This window comes from Pseudoalteromonas sp. S3260 (assembly GCF_005886925.1).
Taxonomy (GTDB): Bacteria; Pseudomonadota; Gammaproteobacteria; order Enterobacterales; family Alteromonadaceae; genus Pseudoalteromonas; species Pseudoalteromonas tetraodonis.
In genome coordinates this window covers 58,325-73,804 of record NZ_PNCV01000001.1, presented here as the reverse complement: position 1 = coordinate 73,804, position 15,480 = coordinate 58,325, and the positions used below count along the sequence as shown (strand labels likewise).

The 15,480-nt window shown below is 41.0% G+C and carries 12 protein-coding genes; 6 read left to right on the top strand and 6 right to left on the bottom strand.

Annotation, left to right across the window (positions count from 1 at the left end; all coding sequences use genetic code 11):
- Positions 1 to 375 precede the first annotated feature (375 nt).
- The 6 genes from tig (at position 376) to ppiD (ending at position 8,941) form a co-directional block, all read left to right on the top strand.
- Entirely contained in the window at positions 376 to 1,680 is a 1,305-nt protein-coding gene (gene tig / locus CWC14_RS00325) for a trigger factor (protein WP_010388062.1), read from the top strand.
- A gap of 159 nt (positions 1,681 to 1,839) precedes the next feature.
- Positions 1,840 to 2,457: an ATP-dependent Clp endopeptidase proteolytic subunit ClpP gene (gene clpP / locus CWC14_RS00320; protein WP_008111041.1), complete on the top strand. Its 618-nt coding sequence runs from the start codon at positions 1,840 to 1,842 to the stop codon at positions 2,455 to 2,457.
- Between the two features lie 131 nt (positions 2,458 to 2,588).
- Positions 2,589 to 3,872, top strand: a complete 1,284-nt coding sequence (gene clpX / locus CWC14_RS00315) for an ATP-dependent protease ATP-binding subunit ClpX (protein WP_036953768.1) — start codon at positions 2,589 to 2,591, stop codon at positions 3,870 to 3,872.
- Between the two features lie 149 nt (positions 3,873 to 4,021).
- On the top strand, positions 4,022 to 6,382 hold the full coding sequence (lon, locus tag CWC14_RS00310; protein ID WP_138560649.1) for an endopeptidase La: 2,361 nt from the start codon (positions 4,022 to 4,024) through the stop codon (positions 6,380 to 6,382).
- A gap of 126 nt (positions 6,383 to 6,508) precedes the next feature.
- Positions 6,509 to 6,865: an HU family DNA-binding protein gene (locus CWC14_RS00305; protein ID WP_255314649.1), complete on the top strand. Its 357-nt coding sequence runs from the start codon at positions 6,509 to 6,511 to the stop codon at positions 6,863 to 6,865.
- Positions 6,866 to 7,039: 174 nt separating this feature from the next.
- Positions 7,040 to 8,941: a peptidylprolyl isomerase gene (ppiD, locus tag CWC14_RS00300; RefSeq protein WP_138560647.1), complete on the top strand. Its 1,902-nt coding sequence runs from the start codon at positions 7,040 to 7,042 to the stop codon at positions 8,939 to 8,941.
- Between the two features lie 51 nt (positions 8,942 to 8,992).
- Here the strand turns inward: ppiD and CWC14_RS00295 are convergent, their stop codons facing one another.
- The 6 genes from CWC14_RS00295 to pspF are packed head-to-tail and all read right to left on the bottom strand — an operon-like array spanning position 8,993 to position 15,344.
- Complete coding sequence (locus tag CWC14_RS00295; protein WP_024601796.1) at positions 8,993 to 9,754, bottom strand: ATP-binding cassette domain-containing protein; 762 nt, start codon at positions 9,752 to 9,754, stop codon at positions 8,993 to 8,995.
- Positions 9,754 to 10,746 (bottom strand): peptide ABC transporter ATP-binding protein, encoded by a 993-nt coding sequence (locus CWC14_RS00290; protein WP_138560645.1) that lies wholly within the window; start codon positions 10,744 to 10,746, stop codon positions 9,754 to 9,756. The genes CWC14_RS00295 and CWC14_RS00290 overlap by 1 nt, the downstream gene beginning before the upstream one ends.
- Positions 10,747 to 11,640, bottom strand: coding sequence for an ABC transporter permease subunit (locus CWC14_RS00285; protein ID WP_013465445.1), 894 nt, complete (start codon positions 11,638 to 11,640; stop codon positions 10,747 to 10,749). It abuts the gene before it with no gap.
- Positions 11,627 to 12,661, bottom strand: a complete 1,035-nt coding sequence (locus CWC14_RS00280; protein ID WP_008111022.1) for an ABC transporter permease subunit — start codon at positions 12,659 to 12,661, stop codon at positions 11,627 to 11,629. Before CWC14_RS00280 ends, CWC14_RS00285 begins: the two co-directional genes overlap by 14 nt.
- A complete protein-coding gene (locus CWC14_RS00275) occupies positions 12,661 to 14,268 on the bottom strand; it encodes an ABC transporter substrate-binding protein (protein ID WP_024601798.1) in 1,608 nt (535 codons plus the stop codon). Before CWC14_RS00275 ends, CWC14_RS00280 begins: the two co-directional genes overlap by 1 nt.
- A gap of 14 nt (positions 14,269 to 14,282) precedes the next feature.
- The gene (gene pspF, locus CWC14_RS00270; protein WP_076922197.1) at positions 14,283 to 15,344 is read right to left on the bottom strand and encodes a phage shock protein operon transcriptional activator; all 1,062 of its coding nucleotides are present in this window, start codon (positions 15,342 to 15,344) and stop codon (positions 14,283 to 14,285) included.
- Between the last annotated feature and the right edge of the window lie 136 nt (positions 15,345 to 15,480).

Sequence of the window (15,480 nt, the reverse complement as noted above, 5' to 3'; positions counted from 1 at the left end):
CAAATCCTGCATCGCCGACCATTTTCCCCTAAGTAAAAAACATCTAAATTCTACTTTTATTACACAACACTCTTAATTTTTTCTTTATTAATCGTATTTTCACTTAATTAGTCTGTTTTTTATTCGCTTAGTCGTTATCTAGCCTGATCTACCCCAAATAATTGCCCCCTACACTCGACTATCATGAATATTAGGTTATAATGCCGCGTCTATTTGTTTAAAAATATAGTGCCCTTAGGGCAGAGCAGCAATGGTATCTCCTGGTAGCGACGGATTTTTTTAAGCTCTAAGGCTTGAATTTTATCAAGACGCCTATAGATTACTTTGTTTGTAATGAAGGCGAAAAGTCGCCAAAATTGAATATTGAGGTAAATCATGCAAGTTTCTGTTGAGACGACTCAAGGCCTTGAGCGCCGTCTGACCATCACCGTTCCTGCAGAGAACGTTGAGACCGAAGTAAAAAAACGCTTACAACAACTGTCAAAAACGCAGCGTATCGACGGTTTCCGTGCTGGTAAAGTTCCAGTATCAGTAATCAACAAGCGTTTCGGACCAGCTGTTCGTCAAGAAGTTGCTGGCGAAGTAATGCAACGTAATTACATTGAAGCAATTGTTGCTGAAAAAATTAACCCTGCTGGCGCACCTACATTTGCTCCAAAAGCACTTGAAGCAGGTAAAGATTTAGAGTTCTCAGCAACATTTGAAGTTTACCCTGAAGTTGAAGTTCAAGGTTTAGATAAAATTGCTGTTGAAAAACCAGCGGTAGAAGTAACTGACGAAGATTTAGCAAACATGCTAGAGACACTTCGTAAGCAACACGCTTCTTGGGCTGACGTTGATGCAGCTGCTGGCGCAAACGACCGTGTAACGGTTGATTTCGTTGGTACTATCGACGGTGAAGAATTCGAAGGCGGCAAAGCTGAAGATTTCCCATTAGAACTTGGCCAAGGTCGTATGATCCCAGGTTTTGAAGACAACATCGTAGGCAAAAAAGCAGGCGAAGAAGTTGTTGCTGATGTAAACTTCCCTGAAGATTACCACGCTGAAAACTTAAAAGGTAAAGCGGCTCAATTCACTATCACAGTGAAAAAAGTTGAAGCGCAAGAATTACCTGAATTAAGCGATGAGTTTGCAACTAAATTCGGTGTTGCCGAAGGCGGCGTAGACGCGCTTAAAGAAGAAGTTAAAAAGAACATGACACGTGAGCTAGACCAAGCGGTTAAAGCTAACGTAAAAGACCAAGCAATCAAAGGTCTTTTAGAGCAAAACGAAGTTGAAGTGCCTAAAGCATTAATCGACCAAGAAGTTGACGCTTTACGTGAGCAAGCTGCTCAACGTTTTGGTGGTAACGGTCAAAATATGCCTGAGCTTCCAGCTGAATTGTTCCATGAGCAAGCAGTTACACGAGTTAAAACTGGCCTATTATTAGGCGAAGTGATCAAAGCAAACGACATCAAAGTTGATGACGCTAAAGTTGAAGCACTTATCGCTACTGTAGCATCTGCATACGAAGATCCAACTGAAGTAGTAGAATACTACAAAGCAAATGATCAACTAATGCAACAAATGCGTAATGTAGCAATGGAAGAGCAAGCTGTTGAAGCTATTTTAGCTAAAGCAACTGTGACTGATGTTGAAAAAGCATTTGATGACATCATGAATCCACAGCAAGGTGCATAATAAGTCATTGACTTAAGCGCTCGCTAACGATTAAATGGCTCGTGTTACTCTGTTTATGCAGTGTGCCCGGGCCATTTTAGTTTGTGGTTCTTAATTAGCTAAAAATGATCATTATGCTTTTCTTAGAATAAGTATAAGCGCATAAGGAATTAAATAAGTATGAACACTGGTATGACAGATCCCCTAAACGCATTAGTACCAATGGTTGTTGAGCAAACAGCTAAAGGCGAGCGCTCGTTTGATATTTATTCGAGACTATTAAAAGAGCGTATTATCTTTTTAACGGGCCAAGTTGAAGACAACATGGCAAATCTGATTTTAGCGCAAATGCTTTTCTTAGAATCAGAGAACCCAGATAAAGATATCTTCTTATATATCAATTCACCGGGTGGCTCGGTCACTGCGGGAATGGCTATTTACGATACAATGAATTTCATCAAACCTGATGTAAGTACTATTTGTGTGGGCCAAGCGGCTAGCATGGGTGCGTTTTTACTATCTGGTGGTGCTAAGGGTAAACGTTTTTGTTTACCTAATTCACGTGTAATGATTCACCAACCATTAGGTGGATTCCAAGGTCAAGCATCTGATTTTGAAATACACGCGAAAGAAATCCTGTCTATTAAAGACAAATTAAATCGCTTAATGGCTGAGCATACTGGCCAACCGCTTGACGTTGTTTCACGCGATACAGACCGTGATAACTTTATGAGTGCAAGCCAAGCTGTAGATTACGGTATTGTTGACTCAGTATTTACTAATCGCGGTAGCAAGTAAGTATGCCTGCAAGCAGTAATGCTTGCTAATGAGAGTTACTATGCGAAAAAGCCTAAATTTTGGTATAGTTAAAGCGTATTAAAATAGCCACCAAGACTTTGGTGGCCAACGTAATAAAATGAGGTAGCTGAATGTCTGACACTCCTACAGACGGCGACAAAAGTAATAAATTGTTATACTGCTCTTTTTGCGGCAAAAGCCAGCATGAAGTTCGAAAATTAATTGCAGGACCTTCAGTATACGTTTGTGATGAATGTGTAGAGCTGTGTAATGATATTATCAGGGAAGAAATTAAAGACATCGCGCCTAAGCATGATGCCGCTGACAAATTACCTGTGCCAAAAGAAATTCGTAACCACTTAGACGACTACGTAATTGGCCAAGAGCATGCGAAAAAAGTGTTGTCTGTAGCGGTTTACAATCACTACAAGCGTTTACGCAACCAATCAACTAAACAAGACGTCGAACTAGGTAAAAGTAATATTTTATTAATTGGTCCAACGGGGAGTGGTAAAACACTACTAGCTGAAACGTTAGCACGTTTGCTAGATGTGCCGTTTACAATGGCCGATGCCACCACACTAACCGAAGCCGGTTATGTGGGTGAAGATGTTGAAAACATCATTCAAAAGCTTTTACAAAAATGTGACTACGACGTAGAAAAAGCACAACGTGGTATTGTTTACATTGATGAAATTGACAAAATTTCACGTAAATCAGATAACCCATCAATCACCCGTGATGTATCAGGTGAAGGTGTACAACAAGCCTTACTTAAACTGATTGAAGGTACAGTGGCTTCTGTTCCGCCACAAGGTGGACGTAAACATCCACAGCAAGAGTTCCTGCAAGTAGACACCTCTAAAATACTGTTTATTTGTGGTGGTGCATTTGCTGGTCTTGATAAAGTTATTGAGCAGCGTAGCCACAAAAACACCGGTATTGGTTTTGGTGTTGACGTTAAAGAGTCGGCAGCGAGCCGCTCTTTAAGTGAAACATTTAAAGATGTTGAGCCAGAAGATTTAGTAAAATATGGTTTAATTCCAGAGTTTATTGGCCGTTTACCTGTTGTTGCTACATTGACTGAACTTGATGAAGCTGCACTGGTACAAATTTTAAGTGAGCCTAAAAACGCCATTACTAAACAGTTTTCAGTATTGTTTGGGATGGAAGACGTTGAGCTTGAATTTCGTGATGATGCACTGCGTGCTATTGCTCATAAAGCAATGGAACGTAAAACCGGTGCACGTGGCCTGCGTTCAATCGTAGAAGGTGTATTGCTTGATACCATGTATGAGCTGCCTTCAATTGATAACGTTAGCAAAGTGGTTGTTGATGAAACCGTTATTAAAGGCGAGTCTGATCCTATCTTAATTTATGATAGCAGTAATCAAGAACACGCTGCGGCAGATTAAATTCTGAGCTAATTATAAAAAAAGGGAGCCAATGGCTCCTTTTTTTATAATTAATTTAATCGAGTTAACAAAAATTGTTGAACTTTAATTAGGTTATCCCCATATACTTGAGTAATCTTTAAATAAATGAAGTGCAAAGAGAAAATACAATGACGCTTGAGAGAAACGATCGAGTCGAAATCCCTGTGCTAGCACTGCGCGATGTGGTGGTGTATCCACACATGGTGATCCCGCTTTTTGTAGGCCGTGAAAAATCAATAAAATGCCTTGAAGCGGCAATGGATAAAGACAAACAAATTTTCTTAGTTGCACAAAAAGATGCAACTGTAGATGAGCCTGAGAAAGACGATATTTATCGTGTTGGGACAATTGCGACTGTACTTCAATTATTAAAGCTACCCGATGGTACAGTAAAAGTATTAGTTGAAGGCACACAACGTGCGAATATCGAAGAGTTTGTTGATAACGAAGACTTTTTCGTTGCCAATGCACAGTTTATTGAATCGGATTTAGTGAACGAACAAGAACAAGATATCTTTATTCGCAGTGCATTAAGCCAGTTTGAAGGCTATGTAAAATTAAATAAAAAAATCCCACCTGAAGTCATGACCTCGGTATCGGGTATTGATGAGCCTGCGCGTCTTGCTGACACTATGGCAGCACATATGCCATTGAAAGTGCCTGAAAAACAAAAAGTACTTGAAATATCTAGCGTTACAGAACGTTTAGAGTACTTAATGGCGCTGATGGAAGGTGAAATAGACTTATTGCAAGTTGAGAAAAAAATTCGTACCCGCGTTAAAAAGCAAATGGAAAAATCGCAGCGTGAGTATTACCTCAATGAGCAAATGAAAGCGATTCAAAAAGAGCTTGGCGAAATTGACGATGTGCCAGATGAATTCGAAGCGCTAAAAAAACGCATCGAAGAGTCAGGTATGCCATCAGAAGCGAAAGAAAAAGCCACAGCAGAGTTTAACAAACTTAAAATGATGTCGCCAATGTCGGCAGAAGCCAGTGTTGTTCGCTCATACATAGATACGTTAATTAACGTACCGTGGAAAAAACGCTCCAAGGTGAAAAAAGACTTAGCCGGCGCGCAAAAAAGATTAGATAGCGACCACCACGGACTTGATAAAGTTAAAGAGCGCATTATTGAGTACCTCGCAGTACAACAGCGTACAAATAAACTTAAAGGGCCAATCTTATGTTTAGTTGGACCGCCCGGGGTAGGTAAAACATCACTTGGGCAGTCTATTGCGCGTTCAACGGGTCGTAAATACGTTCGTATGGCACTGGGTGGCGTACGCGATGAGGCTGAGATTCGTGGGCATCGTCGTACTTATATTGGTTCTATGCCTGGTAAGTTAATTCAAAACATGACTAAAGTGGGCGTTAAAAACCCATTATTCTTGTTAGATGAAATTGACAAAATGTCAGCGGATATGCGCGGTGACCCTGCATCAGCATTATTAGAAGTACTGGATCCTGAACAAAACAGTCACTTTGCGGATCATTATTTAGAAGTTGATTACGACTTATCTGATGTCATGTTTGTGGCAACCTCAAACAGCTTTAATATTCCAGGTCCTTTATTAGACCGCATGGAAGTGATTCGATTATCGGGTTACACCGAGGACGAAAAGCTAAATATTGCTAAAGAGCACTTAATTCCTAAGCAAATTAAGCGTAACGGTTTAAAAGCTAAAGAAGTTGAAATTGCCGACAGTGCCATCATTGGTATTATCCGTTATTACACCCGTGAAGCGGGCGTGCGTAATTTAGAGCGTGAAGTATCTAAGCTATGTCGTAAAGCGGTTAAAAATATCTTAATCGAAAAAGACACTAAAACAGTGACAATTGATGCAGATAACCTTGAAGAGTACTTAGGTGTGCAACGCTTTGATTACGGTAAAGCAGAAGACGGCGACCGTATTGGTCAAGTTACAGGCCTTGCATGGACAGAAGTAGGCGGTGACTTACTCACGATTGAATGTGCTGCAGTACCAGGTAAAGGCAAATTGACTTACACCGGCTCGTTAGGCGATGTGATGCAAGAGTCGATTCAAGCGGCGATGACCGTTGTGCGTAATCGTGCTGATGAGCTGCGTATTAATAGCGACTTTTATGAAAAACGCGATATTCACGTACACGTACCTGAGGGCGCAACACCTAAAGATGGCCCAAGTGCCGGTATTGCAATGGTAACGTGTTTGGTTTCAAGCTTAACCGGTAATGCGGTGCGCTCTGATGTAGCCATGACAGGTGAAATTACCTTACGTGGTGAAGTGTTGCCTATTGGTGGTTTAAAAGAGAAATTATTAGCGGCTCACCGTGGTGGGATTAAAACGGTCATCATTCCAAAAATTAACGAACGTGACTTAAAAGAGATACCTGACAATGTATTGGCGGGTCTTGATATTCACCCAGTTACATGGATTGATCAGGTATTAAAGCTTGCTTTAGTGCATCCAGTTGATAGTTTTTCAGTCGAAACACCGAAAAAGCAGTAAAAAAGCCAAAAAAAGTGCTTTTAGGGGCTTTTCAAATCTAAACGGTATGATAAGTTAAGCACTGGTTTTCAAGCCTAGCCCTTGCAGGGCCTAGGCTTAAGAAAAATATAATCATATGAGCTTTAAATAAATGCTCAAAAATTTCAAAACAGTGATGTTAGTTTAAAAAAACAATCGCTCTTGATAACAACAATGAAAGAGGATGATATTGTGAATAAATCTCAATTAATCGATCAAATCGCAGCTGATGCTGACATTTCTAAAGCGGCTGCAGGTCGTGCACTAGATTCATTCATCGAATCTGTATCTGGCGCGCTAAAAGATGGCGACTCAGTTGCACTTGTTGGTTTTGGTACTTTCTCTGTACGTGAGCGTGCTGCTCGTGCAGGTCGTAACCCACAAACTGGTGAAACGATTCAAATTGCTGCTGCTAACATCCCAGCTTTTAAAGCCGGTAAAGCGCTTAAAGACGCAGTAAACTAATCACTGTGTAAACAAATTAGTTATGGCGAGTGAACAATACGCTTAATTATTCTAATCGATGAATTAAGTTACTTCACCGCCAGTTACTTCAAGTGAAAAAGCGTATCTGGTAAGATACGCTTTTTTTACATATGACAAGGTAGAAAAGACCTTGGTCAGAAAAGAGATAAACAAATGCTTGAGAAAATCAGAGAAGGTTCGCAAGGGCCGGTAGCCAAAGTCATTTTAGGCGCGGTGATTTTATCTTTTGCCTTAGCTGGGATCGGTAGTTACTTAGGTCAAACCACAGAACAACCCGTTGCTGAAGTAAATGGAATTAAAATTAGCCAAACAGAATTTAGCCGTGCGTTTCAAAATGAACGTAGCCGCTTAGAACAACAATTTGGTGAATATTTTACCCAAATAGCAGCCGATCCAACTTATATGGCTCAAATACGTCAAGGCGTGATTGACCGTTTAGTACAACAAGAATTACAAAGCCAGTTAGCGACTGAGCTGGGTCTGCGTGTGAGTGATGAAAGTATTCGTCAAACAATTTTAGAGCTTCCTTATTTTAAAATTGGCGATCAGTTTAATAACGACCGTTACTTACAAGTGATTCGTCAAATGAACTTCCAACCTGATTCATTTCGAGAGTACCTTCGTGATGATATGACACGTAGCCAGTTAGTGTCAGCGGTTGCAGGAACTGACTTTGCATTGCAAAACGAGCTTAAATCAGCCATTGCACTGCAACAACAAACTCGCAGCATTGATTATTTAGTCATTGATAAACAAGCAATGCAGGCTGATGTTGACGTTACTGATCAAGAAGTGGCAGATTACTACGAATTAAATGCAGGGCAATTTTTATCGCCAGAGCTTATTTCAGTTAATTACATTGAGTTAGATGCAGATGATATCGATGTTGCATCGGTAAGCGAAGACGACGTAAAAGCATATTATGAGCAGAGTAAAGCGCAATATGTTGAGCCTGAAAAACGTCGTGTATCACATATCTTAATTGATAACAGTGAAGATGACGATGCGGCAAAAGCGAAAGCTGAGTCTTTATTAGCACAGCTTAATGCGGGTGCTGATTTTGCTGAGCTAGCAGAGACATCGTCAGATGACATTGTTAGTGCTGAAATGGGTGGTGACCTAGAGTGGATTGAACGTGATGTCATGGAGCCTGCATTTGAAGATGCTGCTTTTGCACTGCAAAACAAAGGTGATTACTCTGATGTAGTAGCCTCTGAATTTGGTTATCACATCATCAAATTAACTGATCTACAAACTCAACAAGTTAAACCGTTCGATGAGGTTAAAGCTGACTTACGTGCTGAACTTGAACAAGCTGAAAAAGTGGATGCGTTTTACGAGAAGCAAACAGAAATGGGTGCGTTAGCATTTGAGATTTCTGACCGCTTAGACGATGCTGCTGAAGTGGCGGGTGTTGAAGTACAATCTACACCGCTATTAGCGCTTAGCGCGCTTCCTGAGCCGCTTAATAACCCAGCGATTGTGACTGCCTTATCATCAGTTGAATTACTAGAAGATAAAGTAAACTCAGAAGTAATTGAGCTTGGTAATGAGCACGTGATTGTGGTTCGTGTTAACGAGCATCAACCGGCTGCAACTAAAGCATTAAGCGAAGTAAGCGAGCAAATTAAAACACGCTTAGTAAACGAAAAAGCGTCGGATCTTGCTAAAGAAAAAGCACGCACGTTATTTGCACAAATCAAAGAGGGCAAGAGCTTAAACGATGTGGCTGCTGAGCAATCACTAAGCGTTCGTCAAGAGTCGCAACTTACTCGTGAAAGCTTTGCAGTTTCGCCTGCTATTGTTACCCAAGTATTCAAAATGGCACATCCTAGTGATGCAGCTGTATATGATGTAGTTAACTTAAACAATGGTGATGCAGCGATTGTTGCGCTTAAAGCGGTAAATGATGCACCAGTGAGTGACAACATTGAGCCACAAATGAAGCAAAATATCACGATGGCGCAAGCGCAGAAAAACTATACGGTATTCATTGAATCGCTTAAGCAACAAGCAGAGCTTAATGTACCAAAAGCAGCGCAACCTGCGGAATAAATAATAGCTAAACTATAAAAGGCGCCAATTGGCGCCTTTTTCGTTTTTGTATTAACAGCTTAATAAGCGTTGAGTAACCTTTGACTGTGGGCTTTGAAAAATAGCTTCAGTGGGACCGTATTCAACAATTTCACCTTTATTGAGAACGACTAATTGGTCGCTAATATGACGCACTAAACTTAAGTGATGGGTGATCAAAATATAGGTTAAACCGGTTTCGAGCTGTAATTTAAGTAATAAGTTAACTATTTGCGCCCTCACAGAGGGGTCAAGCGACGAAAGTGCCTCATCGAGTACAACGACCTTAGGATCTAATATAAGCGCGCGAGCGAGCGCTACACGCTGTAATTGCCCCACACTAAACATATGCGGATAGTATTGCTGATGATCGACCAGTAGACCCACTTTAAGCAGCGTACTGCCAATTTTTTCACTACGTTGAGTTTTATCAAAATCAGTATTGAATTTTAGGCAATCATCGAGCATTTCAGCAATGGTCACTGCTGGGTTCAATGAGGTGGCGGAGTCTTGAAAAATCATTCGGATATAACGACACTGCGCATCACGATTACCATTGTTTTCTATGGTGTTATTCTCTAATAATATCTGCCCGCTATCGGCACTGTATGCACCCACTAATAATTTAGCCAGGGTACTTTTTCCTGAGCCTGTTTCACCAATAATGGCAATTGTTTCACCTTTACCAATGCAAAATGAGATGTTTTTTAAAACATCAAACTTTTTACGGCTAAATAGACCCGCTCGCATGTTAAAGGTTTTTGATAAGGCTTGAACTTTTAACAGTGGCTGCATTATTTTATTTCCTTGATCAGCGGGAAGTGACAGGCGTAGCTATGACCATGATGCTTTGAAAGTTTAGGCGCAACCACACATTCTTTTTGTGCTTGTGGGCAACGTGGACCGAGTCGACAACCAATCGGTAAATGTTGTAATGTTGGAATAGTGCCTTTAAGCGCATAAAAGGGTTCTTTATGGGCTAAACCATGCTCATAATCGGGCAGGCTTTTTAGTAAAGCTTGCGTATACGGATGACGAGGTTGGCTAAAAATACGGTGTGTTGGACCTGCTTCAACCATTTGACCGCAGTACAACACATGAATACCATGCGACCAATTAACAATTTCTTCCAGCTCATGAGAGATCATCAAAATAGACATGTTCTTTAGCTGATTTAAACTTTTTAATAACCTAAACACCTGTGCACGGGTGGTGCTTTCTAGTGCGGTTGTAGGCTCATCAGCAATGAGCAATTTAGGTGTACGCGCAATGGCCATGGCTATCATGACTTTTTGACAAACGCCTTCAGAGAGTTCATGAGGGTAGCTATCAAGCACGGCTTCATGATTTTTAATGCCCACTTTGTGTATCAGTGCTTTTACACGATCTTTACGCTCTCGGTTGCGTTTTAAGAAAAACCCTTTGGCGGCCACTTCAGGCAGTGTTTCAGCGATTTGGTTAAATATTTTTGCAGTAGGGTCAAGGCAGCGACTTGGATCTTGGTAAATCATTGCAATGTCTTGGCTGACGGTTTTACGGCGCTGCTCTGGTGTGAGGCGCATTAAATCGACACCGCGCCAATGCATTCTATCGGCGGTTATAACCCAGCGTTCGTTAAGTACGCCTACAATGGCTTTTGCAATTAAGCTTTTTCCTGAGCCGGATTCTCCCACTAAGGCGTGTACTTCACCTTCTTTTAAACTAAAACTTACCCGGTCAACAGCGCGAATAGTAGTTTCAGACGTTTGCAGCTCTATGGTTAAATTTCGAATATCTAGTAAATGCATTTAATCTGCCTTACGCGCTTGTAAAACTTTGCGAAGTCCATCGCCCACCAAGTTTGTTGAAAGAACGGCTAAAAATAGCAGTACACCCGGAAGAGCCACTGTCCATGGCGCTAAATAAATAAGCCCTAAGTTTTCGGCCAAAATAGCACCCCATTCAGTGGTCGGCGGCTGTGCGCCAAGTTTTAAAAACCCTAGCGCAGCAATATCTAAAATAGCAGTAGAGAGGGCCATAGTAAAAATAACCACAATATATTCATACACATTAGGAAAAATACCGCGCGATAAAATATGCCACTTAGAGGCTCCATCGAGCCGGTACGCTGTGACATAATCTTTACCCAGCTCATCAACGATTAGGTTTCTAATGGAATGAATAAACTGTGGTAACAGCGCTAAAATAATTGCCCATACGGTATTCATTAATCCAGGACCGAGTATGGCAATAATAATAATGGCCAATAATAATGAGGGGATAGACAAGGTTACATCAAGTAAATGGTTCAAAAAGCTAGAGCGTATGCCTTTGCTAATACCAGCAAATGTCCCGACTAACACGCCAATTATGGTGGTAATTAGTGCAGCCACGACCGACAAACCAAAAGTATAAGTCGCACCATTCATTAAGCGTGAAAGCACATCTCGGCCTAAGTCATCGGTGCCTAAAATAAACCGCACATCGCCCATTTCATTCCATGAAGGTGGTAGCAGTAGTGCATTACTGTGCTGTTGGTTTACTCCATAGGGCGCAAGAAACGGCGCTGTTGCAGCTAATATACTAAAGGCAATAAACACCCATAAACCCACCAAAGCAGGATGGTTATTTTTAAATTTTCTCCATAGTCTCGCTAATGGCGATTTATTTGAATCTTCTGAAAATAAATTAAACTTTGCCATGCGCTTGGTTCCGAGACAGGGGATCGAGTAGGGTGTATGTTAGTTCGGCTATAATTGTCGCAATAATAATGAAAAAAGAAACGGCCATTAACCCCCCTTGTATGGCAGGGTAGTCACGTTGATAAATACTGTCTATTAACCAACGGCCAATCCCCGGCCATGAAAAAATAACCTCGGTGATCATAGCAAGGGTGATCAAGGTGCTAAATTGCAAACCAATTTGCTTTATGACTGGCAGTAATGCATTTCTTAGAGCGTGATGAATAATAAGCTGCCCACGGTTAAGGCCTTTAGCGCGAGCTGTTTTGATAAAGTTTTGATCCATTACTTTTAACATTGACTCGCGAGTAAAGCGTACCAATACAGTGGTCGGATACATAGCCAGTACAATGGTAGGTAACGTTAGGTGATGCAGTGCATCAAGCATTGCCATGCCATTGTAGGGAAAATCAGCAAGTAAAATATCCAGTAAGATAAACCCCGTACTGGCAGGTATTTCATACAATAAGCTCACTCGCCCCGACATAGGAAACCAACCAAGTTTGAGCGAAAAAACCATAATTAGTAATAACGCGAGCCAAAAAATAGGCATAGAATAGCCAACCATAGCTGTTGAGCTAATTAATTTATCAGGCCATTGTTTATGATAAGCCGATGCTAAAATCCCGACAGGCACGCCAACTACAACCGAGATGACTAACGCATAAATACTCAGCTCTAAGGTCGCTGGAATTAAATCAACCACGTGAGCAAAAACACTATCTCCTGAGGCAAACGACACGCCCCAATCGCCTTGTACTATTCGCCCTACAAAGGCAATGTACTGCATAAAGTAGTTACTGTTAAACAGGTACTTTTCTTCTAGCTGTGCATTTTGAGTAAAGTTAGTGTCTGGTATGCCGCTTAAGTTACTCAGTGGATCGCCAGGGAATAAGTAGCTCAGCGAAAAAGTAAAAATACTCAGTAATAACACCATGAAAAATAACAATCCGAGGCGGCGTAAAATATAATCGAATAACATTACTTCTTCCTCGCGTTAGCCAATGAAATAGCGCCAAATGGCCCGAGTGTGATCCCCTCAACATCAGCACTACTTGCCTGAAAACGCATGCCGTGGGCTATTGGGTATAAGGGTAATTGTTCGATGATCATACTTTGTGCAGCGTCGTAATATTGTTTACGTAAATTTAAATCGGTCGTATCGAGAGCTTTAGTTAATAGTAAATCAAATTCAGGATTACACCAGTTCGCTGGGTTTTTGCCACTGAAGGTCGCGGTGCAGCTAAGTAACGGGCTAAAAAAGTTATCAGGATCAGGCGTATCTGCTGCCCAACCTAATAATACACTGTCGTGACGGTGCTCGCCTATGCGTTGAATAAAGGTGTTCCACTCATACTCGACAATATTAACGTTAACGCCAATTTTGCGTAAATCACTTTGCATCAGCTCTGCCATTTTTCGTGCATTGGGGTTATAAATACGGCTGACAGGCATAGCCCAAATGCTCATATCAAACCCTTTTTCATAACCGGCTTCAGTTAATAGTTTTTTTGCCAGTTGTGGGTCGAAAATTGGCATGTTCTTTTGTGGTTCAAACGCCCACGACGTGGGTGGTAATATTGACCGCGCACGAAGTCCATTACCGTAGTAAACTGCCTGCATTATTTTTTCTATATCAATGGCATGCACTAAGGCTTGGCGTACTTTTAAGTTATCAAACGGAGGGCGTTCGGTATTAAATGCCCAATAACCTATGTTTAAGTTGGTTTCCCTTTCAACGTTAATATCATCTCGCTGAGCTAAAATACTTAACTGTGCACTGCTAGGATGCGCAGTTACGTCACACTCTTTGGTAAGAATTTTAGCGATACGGGTGGTGCCATTAGGGGTAATGTCGTACACCAACTGCTCAAGTGCCACCTCGTGATTCCAATAGTCAGCGTTTTTATAAAAGCGTACTAAATGGTCTCGTCGGTATTCTTTGTAAATATAAGGACCGGTGCCGACTGGATATTGATCAAATAGGTTTTCTTGGTTGTTGGCTTTGAGCGCCATGGCATATTCTTTAGAGAGCACCACGGCGAAATCGGTCGCCATATTCGCTAAAAAACTGCTTTCTGCGTTAAATAATTCAAACCGAACTTGGTGATCAGATACCCTGACAATTTTACGAATAAGTTGGTCAATACCCACACTTTGAAAGTAGGGGTAATTCGCATCACCGACAAAGTGATAGGGGTTGTATACATCAAATAAACGACTGAAAGTGAAAATGACATCATCAGCGTTAAATTCGCGTGTTGGAGTAAAATACGCGGTGGTATGAAATTTAACCCCTTTGCGCAGAGTAAAAGTGACAGACTTACCGTCTTTGCTAATTTTCCAGTCGGTGGCTAGTTCGCTTTTAAATTCAGCAGTCTCAGGGTCAATACTAATTAACCGGTCGTACAACTGGTTAGCAATAATATCGATGGTTGATCCTGTGGTTGTGACTTGTGGATTGAACGACACAGGATTTGCCTCAGCGCAATAAACGAGGCCTTGGTTTTTTTCTTCTAAGATTTCTTCTTTACTATCAATGCAACCTACTAAACTCAATGATAATAAAGCAAGTAATAATTTATGCACCCGCACAACCTCTACTATTCCAGCAAATTGTATTTTTTCAAATAACCACGTAATTGATGATACGTTAAACCAAGTACTTCTGCAGTCTTCTTTTGATTAAATTGGCTATGTTCTAATGCTTTTTTTATTAATGTGATCTCAAATTCATTAGAGAGTGTTTTTAAGTCACAAGGAAACTCAGGTTCTGCGTTACTCAAACTCGGTGTTACAGGCGCTTCTATGGGCTTGGTGTTAACAACTTCATTTTGCACAGCAACAGGGGCTTGTGTATGTTTAATACGTGCTTTAGGTCTAAAGCGGCTTTCGAATGGGTCTAGAATAATTTTATGCACAGGGATGTGTTCATTACCGTGGCGATACAGACTTCGCTCCACCACATTTTTAAGCTCACGCACATTACCCGGCCACTCATAACTGAGTAAACTTTCTTGTGCATTGCGAGTAAAGCCACTAAATAACTCCCACTCTAAGTCGCGTGCCATATTCATTGCAAATTGCTCAGCCAGTAACATAATATCGTCTTGGCGTTCGCGCAGTGGCGGTAGAGTGATCACATCAAATGCGAGCCTATCGAGTAAATCGCTTCTAAATTCACCTTGCTGCGCTAAATACGGTAAGTCTTCATTGGTCGCACAGACTAAGCGCGTATCTACTTTAACCGTTTGTTTGCCGCCAACACGCTCAAACTCACCATACTCGATTACCCTTAATAGCTTTTCTTGCACTAGGGCAGAAGTATTTGCCAACTCATCTAAAAATAAGGTGCCGCTATTAGCCCGCTCAAATCGGCCTTCATGGCGTTTACTTGCGCCGGTAAATGCACCACTTTCATGGCCAAATAATTCACTTTCGAGTAGGTTTTCGTTTAATGCCGCACAGTTAAGTTTGACGTAACTTTGATCCCAGCGCTTGGATAAAAAGTGTAAACGTGCTGCAATAAGCTCTTTACCGGTACCGCGTTCACCAATAATAAGTACGGGTTTATCTAGGTTTGCTAGCTGTGATACCTGATCAAGAACCGATAAAAAGCTGTCTGATTGGCCGAGCAAATTATCCTGTTGGCGATATTGACTCATATTTCCTAACTCTTAGTCATTTTTACTAACAGTTAGTGTATTTCATTATGATTGATAACAAAAGCAATTTGTAATTTACATTTAACTATTTGAAATTTATTGCTATTTTAAAATTAAAAAAGTTGGCAAGCATATT